The sequence below is a fragment of the Enterobacter cloacae complex sp. IR5403 genome (assembly GCF_049238705.1).
Lineage (GTDB): Bacteria > Pseudomonadota > Gammaproteobacteria > Enterobacterales > Enterobacteriaceae > Enterobacter > Enterobacter hormaechei_C.
The window spans coordinates 1-21,746 of the sequence record NZ_JBMKHP010000022.1; the positions used below are offsets into that span (position 1 = coordinate 1).

Sequence of the window (21,746 nt, forward strand, 5' to 3'; positions counted from 1 at the left end):
AATTCACTGTCGGCGAAGGTAAGTTGATGACTCATGATGAACCCTGTTCCATGGCTACAGATGACAAACATGATCTCATATCAGGGACTTGTTCGCACCTTCCTTAGCGCCGGTGAGCACGGTGAAAGGCTTGTTTACCTCGAAAAATATACTCGGTGACTGCCTGGCCTATTTCATGATGGTCAGCGTGCTGTACGGCCTGCTGACGTGGATCCCACTCTATCTGGTGAAGGAAAAAGGCTTTTCGTTTATGAGTATGGGGCTGGTCGCCAGTATGCCGTGCATCGGCGGATTTATCGGTGCAATTTTCGGCGGCTACGTTTCCGACAAACTACTCGGCCGTCGGCGCAAACCGACCATGATGTTTACCGCGGTCAGCACCGTTTTGATGATGGTCATTATGCTGAATATTCCGCAAAGCACCGTGGCGGTTTGCGTGGGGCTGTTCTTTGTTGGCCTCTGTCTGAATATCGGCTGGCCTGCTTTTACGGCTTACGGTATGGCCGTCGCGGACAGTAAAACCTATCCGATAGCTGCCTCCATTATCAATAGCGGCGGTAATCTCGGCGGATTTGTTTCCCCGATGCTGGCAGGTTATCTGCTGGATAAAACAGGCAGTTTTAATTCTGTGTTTATTTATTTCGGTATTTGTGCAGCCATTGGCTTAATTATGATTATGCTGCTGGAAGAACCGAAATAATAAAAAAATCCCTCTTGTAAGAATGGAGTAAATATATGCTATTGAAAGATAAAGTCGCCGTCATTACCGGCGCGGCCTCCGTACGCGGTTTGGGTTTCGCCACGGCGAAATTATATGCCGAACAGGGCGCGAAAGTGGTGATTATCGATTTAGATGTCGAAGCAAGCCGGGCAGCGGCGGCGAGTCTGGGCGATGAACATCTGGGCCTTGCGGCGAACGTCAGCAATGAATTACAGGTTAATGCCGCCATTGAGCAGGTGCTGGGGAAATACGGGCGCATCGATATTCTGGTGAATAACGCTGGTATTACACAGCCTATCAAGCTGATGGATATCAAACGTGAAAATTACGATGCGGTGCTGGACGTCAGCCTGCGCGGCACGCTGCTGATGTCTCAGGCGGTGATCCCCACCATGCGCGCGCAGAAGTCGGGCAGCATCGTCTGTATTTCATCGGTATCAGCCCAGCGCGGTGGCGGTATTTTTGGCGGGCCACACTACAGTGCCGCGAAAGCGGGTGTGCTGGGCCTGGCGAAAGCGATGGCCCGCGAGCTGGGGCCGGATAACGTGCGCGTTAACTGCATCACGCCGGGTCTTATTCAGACGGACATCACCGCAGGCAAGCTGAGTGATGAGATGAAAACCGCCATCCTGGCGGGCATTCCGCTTAACCGCCTCGGCGATGCGCAGGATATTGCCCGCGCCGCACTGTTCCTCGGCAGCGACCTTTCGTCTTACTCCACCGGTATCACGCTCGACGTGAACGGCGGGATGCTGATCCATTAAGGAGACTCGAAGATGACGGATACCACAGTTCAACAGGTGGCCGCGGCGGCCTGGCGCATTCGCCGTTATGCGTTACGAATGGGCGAAGTTCAGGGGCAGGGCTACATCGGGCAGGCGCTGGGCTATGCCGATGTGCTGGCCACCGCGTTTACCCACGGGATGAGCCTTAAGCCGGGCGAGCCGGAGTGGGAAGGGCGTGACCGTTTTCTGCTCTCCCACGGCCATTACGCCATCGCCTGTTATGCCGCCCTGATTGAAGCAGGGGTCATATCTGAAGAGGAGCTGGAGACCTACGGCGCGGACGACAGCCGCCTGCCGATGTCCGGCATGGCAACCTACACGCCAGGCATGGAGATCTCCGGCGGTTCGCTGGGGCAGGGCTTAAGCATTGGCGTTGGCATGGCGCTGGGGCTGAAGCACAAGCAGAGCACGGCGTGGGTCGTCAACTCCATGTCGGACGGCGAGCTTGATGAAGGGTCAACCTGGGAAGCGGCGATGTCGGCGGCACACCATGGCCTGTCGAACCTGATCGTGCTGGTGGACATTAACCGCCAGCAGGCGGACGGCAACTCGCACGCGATCCTCGGCTTTGAACCGCTGGAGGATAAGTGGACCTCCTTCGGCTGGTACGTGCAGCGCGTAAACGGCAATGACGTTCCTGCGCTGGTGGCGGCGTTTGATAACGCCAAACGCTATCCGGAAAACCAGCCGCGCGTCATTTTGTGCGACACGCTGATGGGCAAGGGAGTGCCTTTCCTTGAGCAGCGTGACAAGAACCATTTTATTCGCGTGGATGCTGACGAGTGGCAAAAGGCACTCGCCGTACTGGATGCCAACAAACCTGAAGGAGTGCTGTAATGAGCCAGACCACGGAGAAAAAACCGCGTTTAACCACGTCGGCGATGATTGCCTCTATCGCGGAAGAGGGCCAGGAGACGCGAGCCGCACCGTTCGGCCACGCGCTGGTGAAGCTGGCGGAACAGCGACCGGAGGTCGTAGGCATGACTGCGGATCTGTCGAAGTACACCGATCTGCATATTTTCGCTCAGGCCTACCCGGAACGCTTCTTTCAGATGGGCATGGCCGAGCAGTTGTTAATGGGGGCCGCGGGCGGCATGGCGAAAGAGGGTTTTATTCCTTTCGCCACCACCTATGCCGTCTTCGCCACCCGCCGCGCCTACGATTTTATCCATCAGGTGATTGCTGAAGAGCACTTGAACGTGAAGATCTGCGCGGCGCTGCCGGGGCTAACCACCGGTTACGGGCCGAGCCACCAGGCGACGGAAGATATTGCGATTATGCGCGGTATTCCGGGCATGACGATTATCGATCCCTGTGACGCAATCGACACCGAACAGGCGGTGCCGGCGATGGCAGCGCACGATGGCCCGGTGTATATGCGACTGCTGCGCGGCAAGGTGCCGGTGGTGCTGGACCAGTACAACTACCAGTTTAAGATTGGCAAAGCCGCGCTGCTGGAAGAGGGGAGCGACGTCCTGATCATTGCTTCAGGTTTGATGACCATGCGTGCGCTGGAGGCGGCGAAACAGCTGCGTAAAGATAACGTCAGCGTGGCGGTGCTGCACTCGCCCACCATTAAGCCGCTGGACGAAGAGACGATCCTGGCGCAGGCCGCAAAGCCGGGACGGCTGGTGATTGTGGCGGAAAACCACAGCAGCGTCGGTGGGCTATGCGAAGCCGTCGCGTCGCTGTTAATGCGCAACCGCGTGAACGTGGATTTCGATACTGTCGCACTGCCGGACGCATTCCTTGACGCAGGCGCGCTGCCCACCCTGCACGACCGCTACGGGATTTCGACCACCGCCATGGTGGAGAAAATCCGGCGCAGGCTCTGAACCCTGCGGGGCGAGTATTCACTCGCCCCTTTCCTGCTTCAGTAACCCACCTTATACACCCGCCCGCTCTGCACCCCTTCCACGCTGCGGCGGTAGGCCTGCGCAACGGTCGCGGCGGGGACGCTTTCAAAGCCGGGGAAGAAACCATCGTAGGCGTCGACGGATTCCGTCAGCACCGTCGGGCTGATCAGATTAATGCGAATACCGCGCGGCAGTTCACAGGCTGCGGCGCGCACAAACCCTTCCAGCGCGGCGTTAACCGTGGTGGCATTCACGCCCTGGGCAATCGGCTCGTGCGCCACAATCCCGCTTATCAGCGTAATCGAGCCACCTTCGTTCAGGTAGTGCTGGCCGGTCAGCGCCAGACGAACCTGCCCCAGCAGCTTATCCTGCAAACCCTGGTTGAACTCGCCGTCGGTCATGGTTGCGAGCGGGCCGAAGTGCAACCCTCCGCTGGCGGAGACAATCGCATCCACCGGACCGATCTTTTCGAACAGCGCCTGCACGCTCGCCTGCGAGGTGATATCCACCTGATGATCGCCCTGCGTGCGACCTACGCGGATCACCTCGTGACGACGGCTTAGCTCTTCTGTCACAGCACGACCGACCGTACCGCTGGCACCAATAATGACGATTTTCATAGCAGACTCCTTATGTTGTGAGCCTTCATTCTTTAATAAATAAAAATTCAGATAAACTGGGCTGACGTTAGAAGATTACTAACCAGAGGTTCGGAATATGGATAAGCTTCGCGGGATGGAGACGTTCATCGCGGTGGTGGAAAGCGGCAGCTTTACCGGCGCGGCGGCGCGGCTGGAGATGTCTGCGGTGATGGTCGGGAAGTATATTGCACAGCTGGAATCGCAGCTCGGTACGCGGCTGCTGGAGCGCAACACCCGTCGCCAGAGCCTGACGGATGTCGGACGGGTTTATTTCGAAGAGGCCAGGCGCGTGCTGGAGCAGGTCTCGATTGCTGAAAACGCGGTTGAGCGCCTGCGAGCCACGCCCGCCGGCACCCTGCGCGTGACGGCGCCTACCTCGTTTGGCGGCTGCGTTATCGCGCCTCTGACGGCCACGTTTTTGCAGCGTTACCCGGAAGTGCGCATCGAACTGGATCTCACCAACCGAATGGTGGATCTGGTAGAGGAAGGGGTCGATCTGGCCATTCGTATCGGTGAGATCCGTAATGAGGATCTGGTGGCGAAATACCTGTGTCCCTACAACATGGTGATCTGCGCCGCGCCGGATTATCTGGCGCGTCACGGTACGCCGCAGACGCCAGCCGATCTGGTGGATCACCTGTGCCTGTCGCACACGGTATGGACGGCGCGTAACGAGTGGCGGCTGCCGGGAGTGGAAGGCGAAGTGCGCTGGAAGCGTGATGCCGTCTTACGATGCAATGACGGCTACGGCTTACGCATGGCGGCGCGAGCCGGGGCAGGACTCCTGCTGCAACCGGAAGTGCTGGTGGCGGAAGAGCTGGCGAACGGCAGGCTGGTTCGGGTTCTGGAAGCGTTTACGCCCGCGCCGAGGCCGGTGCATTTACTCTGGCGTCAGGATTTGCGGCCGCTGCCTAAGCTAACGGAATTTATTGCCCATATTCTGCTAAGATTGGGCACAATATAAAAAAAGAAGGTAAGTAAAGAATGTCTGCAAACAAACTCGCCAGCAGCGCGCAGGGCCTGCAATCCTCTGCCATCCGTGAATTATTAAAACATAGCAAAATGGCAGGCGTGATTTCGCTGGGTGGCGGTATTCCAAATCCGGACCTGTTCGATCATGAAGGTTTAAAAATCGCCGCTGATGCCGTGCTGTCTCAGCATTTTGGCGAAGCGTTCCAGTACGGCCTGACGGAAGGCGTCCCGGGGCTGCGCGAAGAGATCCAACGCATTTGTGAAGGTCGCGGCATCGCCTGTAAAGCCGATGACGTGGTCATTACTTCCGGCTCGCAACAGTCGCTTGACGTGCTGGCGCGGGCGTTAATTAACCCGGGCGATACGGTCGTCGTGGAGCGGCCTACCTACCTCGCCGCGTTGCAGGTCTTTGGTCTGGCGCAGGCGAATTTTGAATCCGTCGGCACCGACGGCGACGGCATGAAAGTGGATGAACTTGAAGCGCTGGTAGCCACCAAAACCATCAAAGCGGTTTATATCGTGCCAACCTTTGGTAACCCGGGCGGCGTGACGCTCTCCGAAGCGCGTCGTAAACAGCTGGTGGAATTATCGAAGCGCTATGACTTCGTGATTATCGAAGACGACCCGTACAGCGAAATTAACTACACCGATGAAGCGTTCCGCCCGCTGATTGCCCATGCCAAAGATATCGGCAATGAGGATAACGTGGTGTACACCTCCACCTTCTCTAAAATCCTCGCGCCGGGCACCCGCGTGGGCTGGGTGCTGGTGCCGGAGTGGCTGAAGCGCGCGGTGGTGAACCTCAAGCAAACCACCGATCTGCACACCAGCACGTTGTCGCAGCTGATGACGTACGAGTATCTGAAAACCGGTCGTCTGGCGAATCAGATTAAAATGATCCGCGAAGCCTATCGCCAGAAATACCAGACCTTTGCAACGGAACTGGAAGCGGAGCTGGGCGATGTGATGTCGTTCCACAAGCCAAAGGGCGGCATGTTCCTGTGGGCGAAAATGAACAACGGCATCAATACGACGAAATGGCTGGAAAAAACATTGAGCAACGGCGTCGTGTTTGTGCCGGGTGAGTTCTTCTACTGCAACGAGCCGGACCATACCACGCTGCGCATGTCTTTCGTTACCCCAACGGATGAGCAGCTTAAAGAAGCGGTTCGACGTTTGAAGATATCGCTGTAACCTGATACAGCAGCGTCAGCTCTCAGAAGTAGGCCGGGTAAGGCGCAGCCGCCACCCGGCGTTTGACTACCGCTCCCTCAGCGCCTCCTTCGCCCGGTTAAACGGCTTGATCATATAATCCAGCACCGTTTTCTCCCCGGTCTTAATATCCACCGTCGCTATCATCCCCGGCACGATCGAGAAGTGCCTGCCCGCCTTATTCACCAGATAATCCTGGCTGGTACGGATAAACACCCGGTAATAGAACACCTCCGGCTTCGCTTCGTCCTGAATGGTGTCCGGCGAAATGGTCTCCACCACCCCGTGCAGCCCACCGTAAATCGCGTAATCGTAGGCGGTGATTTTCACCAGCGCCTTCTGATTAGGGTGGATAAAGGCGATATCCCGCGGCGAGAGGCGGGTTTCAATCAGCAGGTGATCGTCCACCGGCACAATTTCCATCAGCTCACCGTTGGGCGGGATCACACCGCCAATCGTCGTCACTTTGATGTTTTTCACGATCCCGCGCACCGGAGACTTCACCGTCAGACGGGTAACGGAATCCTCGCGGCCTTTCAGGATCGCTGACACCATATCCACCTCGGCGTTGGCCTTCGACAGCGCTTCACGGGCCTGCACGTAATACTGGGAACGCACGTCGGTGAGCTTCAGCTCCAGGTCGCTTTTCTGCCGTTGCAGGCGCAGCACTTCCACGTGGCTGGCGGCCCCGGTTTTCACCAGCCGCTGGGTGATCGCCAGCTCTTTGTTCGCGAGATCTAACGCGGCGCGCAACTCCCGCTGGGTATCCTCCAGCTGGGCGCGGCGTGAGTTATAGAGCCGCGTTTCAGCGGCGGTCAGGTCGGTCCATTTCGCCAGGGACGGCGGGAATTTAAGCGGCAGATCGTTCACCTCGGCATACAGACGCGCGCTGGAGGCCAGCGATGCTCGGTAACGCGCCGCGCTTTCGCCGACGTTGGATTCCGAGCGGGTAGGATCCAGTCGCGCCAGCACCTGCCCGGCCTGCACCTGATCCCCTTCGTGCACGTTCAGCTCGGTAAGGATGCCCCCATCCAGCGACTGCAATACCTGCTCGCGTGAGCTGGGGATCACTTTCCCGGTGCCGGTTGAGACTTCGTCCAGCACCCCGAACCACGCCCAGACGCCGAGCACCACAAACATCAGCAGGGAGAAGAAAACAATGCGCCGGGCACCGGTATAACCGCTTTCGGAGTCGAGCGCGTTATCCAGATCTTCTACTGCGGCAACGTCACGCTGACTGATTTTCATTTTTCCACTCCCGTCCGTTTGCCTGCTGCTGTTGCTGCATTCGGCTGTTGTTCAGCGCCTGGGCTTTTGGCGCGTCCATCACCAGCATGCCATCTTTGAGTACCACCACGCGTTCCACCAGCTCCAGCACCGGCACGCGGTGGGTCGCGACAATCAGCGTGCGGTTGCCAAGCCACGCGCCGAGACGTTGAATAAATTCCCGCTCGGTATGCTCATCAAGGGAAGCGGTCGGTTCATCCATCAGCACGATATTCGGATCGCGCAGCAGCATCCGCGCCAGCAGAATGGACTGCCGCTGTCCGCCGGACAGCCCGACGCCGTTCTCCATAATCGGGTAATCCAGCCCCTTCGGCAGCTTCTGCACAAAGCTGGCCGCGCCGCACATCTCCAGCACCTCGAAGATCTCTTTATCGGTGGCGCGCGGCATGCCGAGCGTGATGTTCTCGCGCAGGGTGCCGTAAAACAGCCGGGCGTTCTGGGTCATAAAGCCGACGTTTCGCCGCACGTCAGCCACGTCCAGATGCGGCAGGCTGAGGTTGTCGAGCCGCAGTTCACCGCCCGCCAGATCCATCCCGCCCGCCATCGCCTGCAACAGGGTTGATTTGCCCGCGCCGTTGCGCCCGAGGATCGCCACTTTCTCGCCCGCTTTGATCTCCAGTCGGTTAATGCGCAGCGCCATGCGCGGATCTTCCGGGTGATAGCGGAACTGCGCCTGCTCGAACAGGTAATGTCCGCGCAGCACGTCCTGACGGATCGGCGTCTCTTCGCGCTGATTCTCGGTCGGCAACTGCATAATGCTGTCCAGCCCCTCTTTGGCCGCCTTCACCTGCTGCCAGCGGGCCAGCACGCCGCACAGCGTCGCCATCGGGGCGATCATCCGTGAGGCGAGCATTGAGGCGGCCACCACCGAACCGGTGGTTAAGGTGCCGTCAATCACCATCGGTGCGCCCACCACGATCACCCCGGCATACACCAGGCTCTGAATGGTCATCCCCCAGCTGATCAGGTTCTGCGTCAGCTCGCGGGTGCGCAGGCCGGATTCGGCGGTGATCTGGATATAGCTGTTCCACTGCTGCAAAAAGCGGTTCTCCGCCTGCATCAGCTTGATGTCCTCCAGCCCCTGCACGCTCTCCACCAGCACCGCGTTGCGCAGGGTCGATTCATGCGCCGACTGCTTCGCCAGCTCCGCCAGCTTCTTTTGCAGCAGCAGGCCAGGCAGGACCATGATCACCGCCGCCACCGGGGCGATCCACGCCAGCTGCGGGGCGATGATCGCCAGCACAATCACAAACAGGATAAAAAACGGCAGATCGACGATGGTGGAGATGGTGGAGGAGGTGACCATCTCGCGGATCTGCTCCAGCTCGCGCAGCTGGGAGATAAAGCTGCCGGTGGATCGCGGAATGGCGCTGTGGCGCAGCCGCAGCGCGTGGCCGAACACCCGATCCGAGACGCGCAGATCCGAGCGTTTACCCAGCAGATCCATAATGTGTCCGCGCGCCACGCGCAGCACAAAACCAAACAGCGTGGCGATCAGCACCCCGATGGTCAGCACATAGAGCGTCGGATAGGACTGGGCGGGGATCACCCGGTCATATACCTGCATGGAAAAGACGATGCCCGAGAGGGAGAGCACGTTAATGAACAGTGCCGCCAGCATCACCCAGCTGTAAGGGCGAAGGTCGCGCATCACCAGCCGGTAGAGCCAGTCCGGGCGGTATTTTGAGATATAGGCATCCACGCGGCTGTCCTTCAGCGCCGCCAGCGGACGCAGGGCGATGACGTGGCGGATGGCAGGCAGCATCGCGCTCATCGACAGGCGGTTGGTGTGCGTGCTGTCGTCGAAAAAGCTGACTTCAAGCGTATCCTCGCCGTCGAAATTGTCGATCACGCCGATTTTACCGTCGTTCAGCTCCACCACCACCGGCAGACGCCAGCTGTTGATGGCGTGCTGATCGGCCGTCAGCAGCTGGAATGTCAGCCCGGCTTCACGGGCGAGCTGCGTCAGCGCGGGCACCATCGGTTTGCCTTTCAGCCACGGCGCGCCGGCGATCAGCGAGCCTGGCGAGCAGGCAACGCGATAGCGCGTCGCCACATAGCCAAACGCCTGCGCCCACTGCTCCAGCGCCTCATCCGTCATATTTTCACCCTGCGGAATATCGCGTTGCTTCATGGCTGGATCTCCACGGTCTGGATGGTGCGGTTTTCAAGATCGAACGCGTGACGCAGGCGCCCGGTGTTGTACAGACAGTTCAACTGAAGCTGATGTAGCTGTCCGGCGGTTTGCTGTTGGGTAAAGCGCGCCTGATACACCTCCTGCTCGGCGTTGAGCACGTCGAGCAGCGGGCGGGAACCGAGATCGAGATACTGCTGCTGATACAGCTCGCGGGTGCGGGCGCTGAGCGCTTCCTGACGGCCCTGGATCTGAAGCGTGCTCATCAGGCTCATTACCTGGCTGCGCGCCTCAAGCAGCTTTTGCCGCACCTCAAGACGGGTGCGCTGAATGGTGGACTGGGCGGATTCTACCGCGTGTCCGGCGGCGTTACGCCGTGCGGTGAGGCCGCCGCCCTGATAGAGCGGCATTTGCACTTTTACCCACGCGGAGTACTGGGTGCGGTCCCGCGTTTCGTTGCCGGCGTAGCGGTCGTTCAGGTAGTGACGAACTTCCGGCTCCAGCGAAACGGTAGGGGTCATCTGCGCGTTGGCATAGTCGAGATTAGCCTGCGCGACGTTGGCCTGCGCCCAGGCCGCTAATACCGAGGGCACCAGACGATCGTCCGGCTCGGCGATGTCGCAGCTGCGGGCCAGACTCTGCGGAAAGTCATTGCTGACCGCGTTCAGGCTGTCCCAGCCCAGCAGGCTCATCAGCGTGGCGCGCGAGCTGTCGAGGCTGGCCTGATACTGCATCAGCTGCGCACGCGCCCCTTCGATGCGGGCGTCGGTCTGCACCACGTCAGAGAGTGACGTTGCGCCTTCATCATTACGTTGTTTCGTCAGGGTGCCGATGGAGGACAGGGCATCCAGCTGTTCTTTGGCGGTCTCGACCATCTGCTGCCAGGTCTGCACCTGCACCATGGCGATGGCGGTATCGTGGGCGATGGTGTCGATGCTCACCAGCACGTTGGCCTGCTGCTGGGCGACGCCCGCGTTTTCGGCGCGCACCTGGCTTGCGACTTTGCCGAAGTCGTACAGCATTTGCGAAAGAGAAAGCACCAGCGAGGGGGTAAAGCCATTATCGTCGCCGTCGTGGCTATAGCCGTTATCCATGCCAGCGTTAATTTGCGGATAATATTTTGATTTGGCGACGTCCACATTTTCGCTCTGCTGATAGAGTTTGCCGACGGCTTCACTGATGGCCGGATGCCAGGTCACGGCGCGGTTAACCGCTTCATTCAGCTGTAGCGTGCCGGGGGCGGCTTTGCTGGCTACGGGCGCCACGCGGCCATTTAAAGAGGGGAGTTCCTGCGTTTCGCTTAATTGTCCGGTATTAATCATCGCCGCAGGGTTTGCCGCGATAGCGGGCACAGATATCAGGCAGCACGAGAGCCACCAGTAAGGCATCTTCTTTCCCATGTCTTGTCCCTAATAAAAAAGTACTGCTTTATTGTTTATGCCCGGGCGCTGTGCGCGCCCGGGTCATTTCTTGCAGGTGCTATCAGGTAATGATGTGTTGCTGGTTTACAAGCTCGTCGTAGGTGGTCTGAACATTGTCCAGCGTAACGAGCGTAGATTTAGTGTAGGCGGCTCCCGTGCCGTCACGGTCGATGGAGATCACAGTATTGTTACCGCTTTGTGAAACAGAGACATAGTTCCCCAGCGTCGACGCGCTACCGTTCCACCCCACCAGCAGATCGCCAATGTCGATCTTGTCTCCCTGTGTGAGGGAGAAGTTCGTCCAGTGGTCGCCCGTGCTGTTACCTGCGGTGGCGTTACCCGCCGTATTGTTCAACACCTGATAAATCAGCGTGTCGCCGTAGGCCGTGCCGCTAATCACATCGTTATGCTCCGAACTGACAAATTTCGGCGCCATGTCAATGGTCAGCGACGCGGTATCTTTCACACCGTTGGCATCGGTCAGGGTGTAGTTAAAGACCTCCTTGCTGGTAATGGTAGAGAGCGAGATCCCCGGGTTGAGGGTATAGGTGTAACTGCCGTCAGCGGCAATCGCCAGCGTCCCGTAGTGACCCGTGATGTTGGACATCGTGCTGCCGGTGTACGGATCGAGCGTGGTGGTCACGCCGTCGAAGCCGGTGATGCTCACGCGGGTATCAACCGAGTGCAGCTGGTCCATTGCGCCTGCGGAGCCGGTGCCGTCGAAGATATTGCCGTCAACGGTGTGGGTGCCCGTCGCGTCGAATTGCGACAGGGAGTAGGTCGTGCCGTTTACGCTTGGGGTAATGGTGATGTTCCCCACGCTCAGCCCCGGTACGCTGCCGGTAAAGTTCAGCGTATAGGTCCCGGCGTTGAGATCCAGCCCGGTCAGCGGAACGTCGATGCTGCCGCCCAGCAGTGAGCCTCCGCTGAAGGAGCCGCTGCGAATCACATTCGTCCCGTCAGTGATTGACCAGTTCACCGTCAGCCCGCCCAGCGACAGCAGCGAGGCCACGTTAAAGTGCAGCGAGGCGTTATGCAGCGCGGTGTTTGCATCCACCACGAAGGTTCCGCTTCCGCTGCCCTGCGTTGATCCCAACAGGGCGGTAGTCCAGCTGGCGGTGCCGACGGAGGTATCCGTATAGGTTGACGTATGGTGCACCGACGTGACGTCCATCGCGGTGCTGACATCGTTTACCGCATCCATTGGGCGCGCGGTTGGGGTGATGTTCAGCGATGCCGTGTCTTTCGAGCCGTCAGGCGCGGTGATGGTGTAGACGAAGGTATCCGGCGTGCTGATATGGTCCGCGCCGACCCCGCTGTCCAGGGTGTAGGTGTACTCCCCGGCCGCGTTGATCCGCAGCGTACCGTACTCGCCGGTGATCTCCGTCAGGCCGCTGCTGTTCACCGCCACGCCGTTAACGTCGGAGACTACGGTACCCGCTGGCGCAATATCATCCGCCAGCACATCCCCGGTGGTGCTCTCGCTCACGCTTGCCACGCTGTAGACATGATCCTGCAAGACGTTCAGCGTGTAGGCCGTCAGCGCGGTGATCCCCGCCGCCGTATTGAGCAGGAACAGGTACTCACCGGCGGGCAGATTCAGCGTCAGCTGCGAGGAGGTGCCGCCCAGCAGCGGCGCGCGCAGCCAGCCGGGTTCAACGCGCATCTGCTCGAAGGTCTGCGTGGCATTGTTGAACTTATAGATGTAGAGGTCGAACACCGAGGCCAGCGCCACGCCGCCCACGGACGCCTGAACGGTCATGGTGCGGGTGGTGCCTTCTTCCACGTTATAGATGATCGGGTTGGCCAGATCGTCCAGCAGGTTCAGCCCCAGCGTATTGCCAAGGTTGATCCCCACCAGGGTAAAGCCGCCCTGCGACGAGGTGCCGTTGTTGATCGCCTCCACGGTGGTATCGAAGGTCAGCGAGGCGGTATCGTCCACGGCCACGATACCGCTGCTGCTGGTGCCTTCGCCCAGCGACAGTACCAGATTTGCCGAGGCGCTGGTGCCGTTGTGGGTGATGGTGTAGGTAAAGTTCTCCGTGCGCCCAATGACGGCGGCGCTGGTGTTGGTCAGGTTATAGGTATAGCTGCCGTCCAGGTTGATGGTCAGCGTGCCGTACTGCCCCTGAATCACCGTGCCGTCGGCCGTGACGCTGGTGGTGGTGCCCTGGGCGTTGGTGACCGCGGTGACGGTGGTGCCCGCCGGGGCGTTGTCGCTGCCTGCGGTTGGGTCCACGTCGGTGATGACGTTCCCGACAACGCTGGTCTCGCCGGACACGGTGCCTGCGCTGGTCTCTTTCACCGCCACATCGAGGCTGGTGTAAGAGCCGGTTGCCAGCAGGTTAGTGTTGTAGCTCAGGACGCGATACTGACCATCCGCCAGGCCGGTCAGGTTCAGCGACACCCCCGTCGCGCCGAGGGTCAGCAGGTCAGCGAACTGCGGCTGTCCGGTGTCGACCACGGTGGTCCAGGTGTTGTTGGCGGCGTCAAAGCGCTGTACCACCAGCTCAAGGGTATTGAGCAGGGAGAGTACGGCACCCGTGGCGTTGGCGTTCACGGCAATATCCGCACTGCCGCCGCTGCCGACGGTGAAACCTACCTGCGCGGTGTCGTTGCCGAGCAGCGTCAGCACGTTACCTACGGCGCCCACCAGCAGGAAACCATAGTCGCTGTACTGCGAGTTGGTCACCGTTGCGGTGGTCGTCAGCGCCAGCTCTTCAACGTTGGTGCTGGCTGAGAGCGGCACCACCGGCGCAAGGGCTGAGCCGGGCAGCGAGACGTTGCCTGCCGCATCGGTGGCGGTGATTTGCAGCGTCTGGCCTTCCGTCTGTTTATTGAGGAAGGTGTAGCTCCAGGAGCCGTTGCTGTCTGCCGTGGCGGTGACCGTTGAGTTGTCCGCCAGACGGATGGTGACGGTACTGCCCGCTTCGGCGCTACCAGTCAGTACGCTGCCGTCTGCGTTGAAGGTCCCGGTCGGGGCCGTTGGCGCAGTGAGATCGACAATGACGGTAGTCGAGGTGGAAATCGGGCTGGTGCCCGAGCCGTTGCTCGCCGTGGCGGTGAAGGCATGCGGCCCTTCGCTCAGCACCGGGGTGGTGAAGCTCCAGTTGCCGCTGGCGTTCGCGGTGACCGTGCCCATCAGCACCCCGTTGTTATAGAGGGTGATAGTCGCGTTTGGCTGCGCCGTGCCGCTCAGGGTTGGCGTGGTGTCATCGGTGGTTTTCCCGTTGGTCAGGTTGCCCGTCACCGTGCCGACGTTATCGTCGATGTTAGCGATAACCGGCGCGTTCGGGATCGTGGTGATCGGGGCAATCACGGAGGTGGTGATACCCGCGTTACCGGCCTTATCGGTAGCAAAGACAATCAGTGACTCCCCGCCGGTCTGTGGAGGGGTGAGGGTGGCGCTGAAGTTTCCGCTGCCGTCCGCGACGGCGGTGCCAAGCACGGTTCCGGTGCTGCTGGTAATGGTGACGGTACTTCCCGCTTCCGCCGTACCGGTAACCTGCGTCCCGTTGGTGATCACCGCCAGCCCGGTTGGGGCTGGCGGCGGCGTCAGGTCCACGTTGATCGTGATAATCGGCGATGGCGCGCTGGTATTGCCCGCGGCATCGGTGGCGGTGGCGGTGAAGTTATGCGCGCCTTCGGTCAGCGTGGTGCTGGTTTGCGGCAGCGTCCAGTTGCCGTTGGCATCGGCAGTGACGGTTCCCACCAGCGTCGTGCCGTCGTAAATACGTACGGTGGCATTGGCTTCCGCCGTACCGTTTAAGGTCGGACGGGTGTCGTTGGTTGGGTTGGTGCCGGTGACAGGGCCGGTGACGGTTCCCACATCATCCACAATCGAGGTGATTGCCGGTGCGACAGGGGCGGTGGCATCCACATTGATGGTGTAACCCCCGGTCTGCGCGCTGGCGTTGCCCACGGCGTCGGTGGCGGAGAAGGTCAGATTATGCGGCCCGTCAGCCAGCGGGGTGGACGGTGTAAAGCTCCACGCGCCGCCGGTGGCGACCGCAGTGCCAATCTGTACCCCATTGTCATAGATGGTTACCGTCGCGCCAGCTTCTGCCGTACCGGTGAGCGTTGGTCGGGCATCGTTGGTTAACCCGCCGTTGGCGACAGGCATCGCAGCGTTACCGACGTCGTCGGTGATGCTGGTCAGCACCGGTAGCGCTGGCGGCGTGGTGTCAATGGTCAGGCTGAAGTCGGCGGACGGCGCGCCGGTGTTCCCCGCCTGATCCGTTGCTTCTGCGGTAAAGGTGTGTGACCCGGTGCCCAGCGGCACGGTGATATCCACGGTCCAGTTGCCGTTAGCATCGGCAGTACCGGTGCCCACCAGCGTCGTGCCCTCGTAGATATTCACGGTGGCCAGCGGTTCGCTGGTCCCCACCAGACGCGGGAGAGGATCGTTCGTGGTCTGGCCGGAACCAATCGCCCCGGTGATGGTGCCAACATCGTCAATCGCCTGGGTGATAACCGGCGCGGCAGGCGCAGTCGTATCCACAACCAGCGTAAAGCCTGGTGAGGCAGGGCTGACGTTGCCCGCGGCATCGGTTGCCGTGGCGGTCCAGGTGTGGCTGCCGTTTGCCAGCGTGCCGGTGGTGAAGCTCCATACGCCGTTGGCATCCGCCACGGCGGTGCCAACCTGCTGACCATTCTCATAGATGGTGATGGTCGCGTTGTCTGCCGCGGTGCCGTTCAGCGTTGGCGTGGTGTCGTCTGTGCTTTGTCCCGAGGCGACCGGGCCCAGCACAGGACCGGCATTGTCGGTGGCAGGGGTAAAGACCGGTGCGTCGGGCACCGACGTATCCACCGTCAGGTTGAACGGTGGCGAGGTGACCCCGGTATTGCCTGCGGCATCGGTGGCGTTGAAGGTAATGGTATGCGGCCCTTCACCGAGCGCGGTGGTCGGCGTGAAGGTCCAGTTACCCTGGGCGTTGACGACCGCCGTGCCGATTTCCACATCATCGACAATAACGTGCACCGTTGCGCCCACTTCCCCCGTACCGTTGAAGGTTGGACGGGTGTCGTTGGTGGAACCGTTGCTGGCGATGATTCCCGTTCCCGGGCTGACATCGTCTATCACCGTGGTGACCACCGGGGCCGCAGGGCCAGTGGTATCCACCGTAAAGGCGAACACTGGCGAGTTGGCGGAGACGTTTCCGACATCATCGCTGGCGTTGACGCGCAGGTTATACGTCCCGTCTGTCAGAACCGGATCCGGCGTAAAGGACCAGTTACCGTTGCCGTCGACTGTAGTGGTACCAATCTCCACGCCGTTATTCAGAACGTGAATGGTGGTGCCCGCCTGGCCGGTGCCGCTCAGGGTTGGCGTGGTGTCATTGGTGACCTGCCCGGCGGTAAGCGGGCCGGTTACGCCACCCGGGGCGTTGTCGCTGACCGTATCGATCGTCGGCACCTGTGGCGCCGTCAGATCGATATTGATGCTCCAGACGCCGGACGGCTGGCTGACGTTGCCCTGCGGATCCGTCGCTCTGACGGTAAAGTCATGCGTTCCTTCCCCGAGGGCGGTTTCAGGGGTAAATGTCCAGGCGCCGGTACCGTCTGCCGCCACCGTACCAATCTGCGTGGCGCCATCAAAAATGGCGACGACGCTGTTCGGCTCGGCGGTACCGGTCAGGGTTGGCGTAGTGTCGTTGGTTGGATCGCCGCTTGGGACAGGCGTTGCCGCATTGCCTGCGTTATCCGTCACGCTGGTAATCACCGGCGTGGTGGAGACGGTGTCGACCACAATGGTGATCCCGGCCGACGGGGTGCTCTCATTGCCCGCCGGGTCGGTGGCGGTCACGGTCAGGGTGTGGCTGCCGTCGTCCAGCGCAGGCGGCGTGTAGCTCCAGGTGCCGGTCGGACCGACAACAACGGTGCCCAGCGGGTCGCCGTCATCGTACACGGTAATAGTGTCCCCGGCCGTGCCTGTCCCGGTCAGGGTAGGACGGTTGTCGTTGGTGCTCTGCCCGTCGGCGATTGGGCCGGTGACCGGACCTACGTCATCGGTCACCGCACCGATGGCTGGCGCTGTCGGGGCGGTAAGGTCGACGGTGACGGTCGCGACAGGCGACTGCCCGCTGGTCGCGCCGGTGGTGGTATTCGTGGCGGTCACGGCAAAGGTGTGTGGCCCTTCCGTCAGCGGCAGGAGCGGCGTGTAGCTCCAGTTGCCGTTGGTATCTGCAACAACGTTGGTCAGCGGAACCAGCGATCCATCCTGATAAATGGCGATCACGCTGCCCGGATCGGCGGTGCCGGTAAGGGTAGGCGTGATGTCATTAGTGGTTTTATCTTTCACATCACCAATGACGGGATCGACGTCATCGTTGATCGCCGTAATCACCGGCACCGCAGGCAGCTCGAGCGGAGAGTCCGGCACGTCAAAGGTGGTTGACGGGCTGAGATTGCCTGCGGGGTCCGTGGCGGTGAGCGTCAGCGTAGTGGCATCGAGCTGGGCCGGGGAGAGGGCAATGGAGAAGTTGCCTCCCGTCGCGACCCCGGTCCCGATGACATTGCCGTTGGCGTCACGAACCGTGACGGTGGTTCCGTCATCCGCCGTCCCGGTCAGCGGGGTGCCCTCGTTGGCGATGGCGATATTAGTTGGCGTTGCAGGCGGCAGGGTATCCACCGTCACGCTGAGATCGCCGGAGCTGGCGGAGGTATTCCCCGCCGCGTCACTCGCGGCCACTGTGAAGGTATGCGGCCCCTCGGTCAGCGCAGGATCGGCGGTCCAGGACCATGTCCCGTTCGGCTGAACCTCCACGACCACCGGCGAGGCGACACCATCAACGGAGACGGTGACGCTTGAACCCGGCTCACCGATCCCGGTGAGGGTTGGCGTACCGTCGCGGGTGTAAAGCACGCTGTTGGTCAGCTGGCTGTCAGAGACGGCGTCAATTTGCGGCACGGTTGGCGCCTGGGTATCAACCTCCACCGTAAAGACCGGGCTTACCGGGCTAACGTTACCGGCATCGTCCACCGCGGCGACGGTGATATTCAGCGGGCCGTCGGTCTGCGTCGGCAGGGTATAGGACCATCCGCCATTGATGACTTCAACGCGCGTCACTTCCACGCCGTTGTTGTAGATGATCACCGTCTCGCCGGTGGTGCCGGTTCCGCTCAGGGTCGGTGTGGTGTCGTTAGTGGACCCGCCGTTCTGCGCGCCACCAATGGCACTGATAACCGGAGTATCCGGGGCGAGGGTATCGACCGTTATCGTGATACCGGCTGATGGCACAGATTCATTCCCGGCTTCATCGGTGGCGGTCGCCGTGTATTCGTGCGTCCCTTCGCCAATGTTGCTCTCAGGACGCCAGCTCCAGTTACCGTTACCGTCCACCGTAACGCTGCCCACGGCCTGCGGCTCGCCTGTACCCACCTGGTCATAGATGGTGATAACGTCATTCGGGGTACCGGTGCCGCTCAGGACCGGACGCGGATCGTTGGTGGATTCGCCATCCAGCACGGGGCCGGTGATCTGGCTTACGCTGTCTGTCACCGTTGGGGTTCCCGGCTGGTCAGGCGCGTCGGTATCAATGGTAATGGTCACCGGCGTGGACGGCGCGCTTTCGTTCCCGGCGCTGTCCTGGTTAGTGACCGTCAGGGAGAGATCGTAAGTGCCGTCAGGCAGCGGAGTGGTGGGTGTCCAGCTCCAGTTACCGTCGCCATCGATCTCGGCCTCACCAATTTTGGTGGCGCCATCGTAAATGTTGACGGTATCGCCCGGCGTGCCCGAGCCGCTCAGGGTTGGCGTGGTATCCCGGGTGGTCTCCCCAGGATTCAGGGCCGTCCCCGGCGTGCCGCCGTCCGGGTTGACGGTGATCTCAGGAATATCCGGCGTTGCAGGCGCGGTCGTGTCGATCGCCAGTTCAAACGGCGGCGAAATGGTGGTGTTACCCGCCTCATCCGTTGCGTGGACCGTCAGCGAGTGCGGGCCGTCCGTCAGCGGCGTGGTTGGCGTAAAGCTCCAGCCGCCGCTGCCGTCGAGCACCGCCGTACCGAGCAGGGTGGTCCCGTCATAGATCGTGATGGTGGTGCCTGCCGGTGCGGTTCCCTGCAACTGCGGCAGCGTGTCGTCGGTGGTGTCCCCGCTGTTAAGCGGAAGCTGCACCGGCCCCACGTTATCGGAGACGGTGTCAATGGTGGCTGCCGGTGGCGGGGTGGTATCGACGGTAAGGGTAAAGCCGGCTGATGGTGCGCTGGCGTTACCGGCCGCATCGCTCGCGACGACGGTGAAGGTATGCTGCCCGTTCACTAATGGGGTGGTGGGCGTGAAGGTCCATGCGCCACCGCTGTTAACAACGGCAGTACCAATATCCTGTCCGTCCAGGCGGATCGTCACGGTGGAGCCCGGCTCGCCGGTACCGTTCAGCGTCGGGAGCGTGTCGTTGGTGGTTTCATTGGTGTCGAGCGCACCCGTGCGACCCGGTACGTCATCAATGACCTGCGTAATGGCTGGCGCGCCCGGGGCGGCGGTATCCACCGTGATGCTCCAGGTGTTCGATGTCCCGCTGAGGTTATTGTTGGCGTCAACCGCTGTCGCCGTCAGTACGTGCCCACCGTCCGGTAGCGCGGTTTCCAGCGTGATGGACCACTGACCGTTCGCCGACACGACTGCTGTGCCAATTTCGGTAGTACCGCTGTAGAGGGTGATGGTGGTGCCAGGCTCGCCCGTTCCGTTGATGGTTGGCGTGCTGTCGTTGGTGAGACCGTTCTGGCTGACAGGACCAGTGACGCCGGGGGCATCATCCACCACGCCCGTGATGACCGGGATTTGTGCCGCGGTGATGTCCGGCGCGTCAAACGGCGCGGTCGGACCGGTGTTTCCGGCGGTATCGGTGGCATCGGCGGTCAGGGCTTCGCCGTTGGCTTTCGGCGGGATCAGATCAACGCTGAAATTCCCCTGATCGTTGGCGACCGCTTCCCCGACCTTCACGCCATTTTCACGGATGGTGACGGTGCTGCCCGGCTCGGCTGTACCGGTTACGGTGGTGCCGTCGGCAGAGATCACCACGTTTTCCGGCGCCAGCGGCGGCGTGCTGTCTGGCGCGTCGGCAAAGCCAGACGGGCTGGTGTTGCCGCTGCCGTCGGTGGCCGTCACCTCAAGGGCTTCGCCGTTGGTCTGGGCTGGCGAAATCGGGATGGTAAAGGTGCCGTCCGGACCGGCGGTGGCCTGGCCGATGATCGTACCGTCCGGCGCTTTAATGATAATCGTGCTGTTTGGCTCGGCGGTTCCGCTGACGCTGGCCCCGTCTTCCGCCACCACCAGGTTGCCCGGTGCGGCAGGCGGGGTGATATCCGGTGCCGTGACCTGACCACCCGGGCTGGTATTGCCGGACGGATCGGTGGCGGTCGCGGTGATCTGTTCACCGTTGGTAAGCGGCGTACCGAGATCAATCGTAAATTTCCCGTCGTTGCCCGCTTTGCCCGTTCCGATGGTATTGCCATCGGCATCTTTCAGGGTAACGGTGCTGCCCGGCTCAGCGGTACCGGTGACGGTTTTGCCGTCAGGAGAGACCTCCAGATTGGCCGGGGCATCCGGCGCGGTGAGATCCGGTGCCGTGACCTGGCCGCCCAGGCTGGTATTGTCGGACGGATCGGTGGCGGTGGCGGTGATCTGTTCCCCGTTGGTGAGTGGCGTACCGAGATCAATCGTAAATTTCCCGTCGCTGCCCGCTTTGCCCGTTCCGATGGTGTTGCCATCGGCATCTTTCAGGGTAATCGTGCTGCCTGGCTCAGCGGTACCGGTGACGGTTTTGCCGTCAGGGGAGACCTGTAGATTGGTGGGGGCATCCGGAGGCGTGGTATCTGGCTCGGAAGGATTTCCCGGATTGCCGGGGCTCGGGCTGTTGTTATCGTCATCTCCGCCGCCTCCACCGCCGGTTCCCGCCGCAATGGCAATCCCACCTGCGACGGCCAGGCCACCCAGCACCCAGGGCCACGCTGCGGCGCCGCCGGTATCACTCCCTGACGCCGCCAGTAGGGCGTCCGTGGAGGCGATGGATTCATAGGTGGCGGCACCGGTTGGATCTTCAATCCACCACAGCGCACCGTCACTCTCCTCAAGCACCAGCTGGCTCACGCCCTGCGCGTCGGTGACGTAGAAATTCTTAAGGGTAATCACTTCGCCCGAGTGGAGGGTAATCACCAGATCGTTTCCGCTGCGGGAGTAACCTGAGATGTCGGCGCGATCCACGTTAAGTTTAACGATTGAGGAGTGATCGAGTGTTATCTGTGTCCCTTCCGTGGTCGTTTCCACGCCAGTTAATTTAGATATAACAGATATTTGGCTCATACAGTTATTACTCCAGCAGAGTTATTGTTTACGGCGTGTCAGACGTGGCCATATTTTCTGAAGGGATGAGGGCGCTCCCGGCGAAGATACTGTGAATAAAACAGTATTTACCGTTGCTTTCTTTAGAGCGACCGAGACCCGCCAGCAATCAACGTGGCAACATCAGGGCGAAGCTAATTATTTACATGAGAAACTGTTATTTATTTATATTTTCGTGTTTTTTAAACCTTATTATTTATGCAGGTATTAATTTATTTTGCTGTAAAAATGATATAGCTATAAATAACTGAATGTGCAAATTAAGTGTCTGTAAACCCTGCACTGTGATTGCAGAGAAAATTAATTGATAGCGTGAATATATTTTGTTGGCTATGCGGGCCGCGCCGCAGTAGCGCTGACGTACAGGCGATGCGGCTTAGG

Annotated in this window: 10 protein-coding genes and 1 pseudogene; 6 read left to right on the top strand and 5 right to left on the bottom strand. The window is 60.6% G+C overall.

The window, feature by feature from the left end; all coding sequences use genetic code 11:
- Positions 1–103 precede the first annotated feature (103 nt).
- From ACOTW6_RS20495 to ACOTW6_RS20510, 4 genes and pseudogenes are all read left to right on the top strand, one after another.
- Positions 104–700 (top strand): annotated as a pseudogene (locus ACOTW6_RS20495) (MFS transporter); the annotation flags it as partial.
- Positions 701–735: 35 nt separating this feature from the next.
- The gene (locus ACOTW6_RS20500; RefSeq protein ID WP_062933564.1) at positions 736–1,485 is read left to right on the top strand and encodes an SDR family NAD(P)-dependent oxidoreductase; all 750 of its coding nucleotides are present in this window, start codon (positions 736–738) and stop codon (positions 1,483–1,485) included.
- A 12-nt stretch (positions 1,486–1,497) separates the two neighbouring features.
- Entirely contained in the window at positions 1,498–2,343 is an 846-nt protein-coding gene (locus ACOTW6_RS20505; RefSeq protein WP_062933565.1) for a transketolase, read from the top strand.
- A complete protein-coding gene (locus ACOTW6_RS20510) occupies positions 2,343–3,341 on the top strand; it encodes a transketolase family protein (RefSeq protein ID WP_213789208.1) in 999 nt (332 codons plus the stop codon). Before ACOTW6_RS20505 ends, ACOTW6_RS20510 begins: the two co-directional genes overlap by 1 nt.
- A gap of 38 nt (positions 3,342–3,379) precedes the next feature.
- Here the strand turns inward: ACOTW6_RS20510 and ACOTW6_RS20515 are convergent, their stop codons facing one another.
- Positions 3,380–3,982, bottom strand: coding sequence for a short chain dehydrogenase (locus ACOTW6_RS20515; RefSeq protein WP_213789207.1), 603 nt, complete (start codon positions 3,980–3,982; stop codon positions 3,380–3,382).
- A 97-nt stretch (positions 3,983–4,079) separates the two neighbouring features.
- Here ACOTW6_RS20515 and ACOTW6_RS20520 point away from each other — a divergent pair, with 97 nt between their 5' ends.
- Together ACOTW6_RS20520 and ACOTW6_RS20525 are read left to right on the top strand one after the other, a co-directional pair.
- Positions 4,080–4,967: a LysR substrate-binding domain-containing protein gene (locus tag ACOTW6_RS20520; protein ID WP_213789206.1), complete on the top strand. Its 888-nt coding sequence runs from the start codon at positions 4,080–4,082 to the stop codon at positions 4,965–4,967.
- A gap of 20 nt (positions 4,968–4,987) precedes the next feature.
- Complete coding sequence (locus ACOTW6_RS20525; RefSeq protein WP_017382758.1) at positions 4,988–6,169, top strand: PLP-dependent aminotransferase family protein; 1,182 nt, start codon at positions 4,988–4,990, stop codon at positions 6,167–6,169.
- Between the two features lie 66 nt (positions 6,170–6,235).
- Here ACOTW6_RS20525 and ACOTW6_RS20530 read toward each other — a convergent pair whose 3' ends face one another.
- From ACOTW6_RS20530 to ACOTW6_RS20545, 4 genes are all read right to left on the bottom strand, one after another.
- Positions 6,236–7,435 (bottom strand): HlyD family efflux transporter periplasmic adaptor subunit, encoded by a 1,200-nt coding sequence (locus ACOTW6_RS20530; RefSeq protein WP_317457829.1) that lies wholly within the window; start codon positions 7,433–7,435, stop codon positions 6,236–6,238.
- Positions 7,416–9,608, bottom strand: a complete 2,193-nt coding sequence (locus ACOTW6_RS20535; RefSeq protein WP_213789205.1) for a type I secretion system permease/ATPase — start codon at positions 9,606–9,608, stop codon at positions 7,416–7,418. Before ACOTW6_RS20535 ends, ACOTW6_RS20530 begins: the two co-directional genes overlap by 20 nt.
- Positions 9,605–11,008 (bottom strand): TolC family outer membrane protein, encoded by a 1,404-nt coding sequence (locus tag ACOTW6_RS20540; RefSeq protein WP_023295304.1) that lies wholly within the window; start codon positions 11,006–11,008, stop codon positions 9,605–9,607. Before ACOTW6_RS20540 ends, ACOTW6_RS20535 begins: the two co-directional genes overlap by 4 nt.
- Positions 11,009–11,090: 82 nt before the next feature.
- Positions 11,091–21,326, bottom strand: a complete 10,236-nt coding sequence (locus ACOTW6_RS20545) for a BapA/Bap/LapF family large adhesin (protein WP_213789204.1) — start codon at positions 21,324–21,326, stop codon at positions 11,091–11,093.
- Positions 21,327–21,746: the final 420 nt, after the last annotated feature.

Coding starts and splice junctions, on each gene's coding strand:
- ACOTW6_RS20500 (WP_062933564.1), top strand. CDS start 736: ATGCTATTGAAAGATAAAGTCGCCGTCATTACCGGCGCGGCCTCCGTA.
- ACOTW6_RS20505 (WP_062933565.1), top strand. CDS start 1,498: ATGACGGATACCACAGTTCAACAGGTGGCCGCGGCGGCCTGGCGCATT.
- ACOTW6_RS20510 (WP_213789208.1), top strand. CDS start 2,343: ATGAGCCAGACCACGGAGAAAAAACCGCGTTTAACCACGTCGGCGATG.
- ACOTW6_RS20515 (WP_213789207.1), bottom strand. CDS start 3,982: ATGAAAATCGTCATTATTGGTGCCAGCGGTACGGTCGGTCGTGCTGTG.
- ACOTW6_RS20520 (WP_213789206.1), top strand. CDS start 4,080: ATGGATAAGCTTCGCGGGATGGAGACGTTCATCGCGGTGGTGGAAAGC.
- ACOTW6_RS20525 (WP_017382758.1), top strand. CDS start 4,988: ATGTCTGCAAACAAACTCGCCAGCAGCGCGCAGGGCCTGCAATCCTCT.
- ACOTW6_RS20530 (WP_317457829.1), bottom strand. CDS start 7,435: ATGAAAATCAGTCAGCGTGACGTTGCCGCAGTAGAAGATCTGGATAAC.
- ACOTW6_RS20535 (WP_213789205.1), bottom strand. CDS start 9,608: ATGAAGCAACGCGATATTCCGCAGGGTGAAAATATGACGGATGAGGCG.
- ACOTW6_RS20540 (WP_023295304.1), bottom strand. CDS start 11,008: ATGGGAAAGAAGATGCCTTACTGGTGGCTCTCGTGCTGCCTGATATCT.
- ACOTW6_RS20545 (WP_213789204.1), bottom strand. CDS start 21,326: ATGAGCCAAATATCTGTTATATCTAAATTAACTGGCGTGGAAACGACC.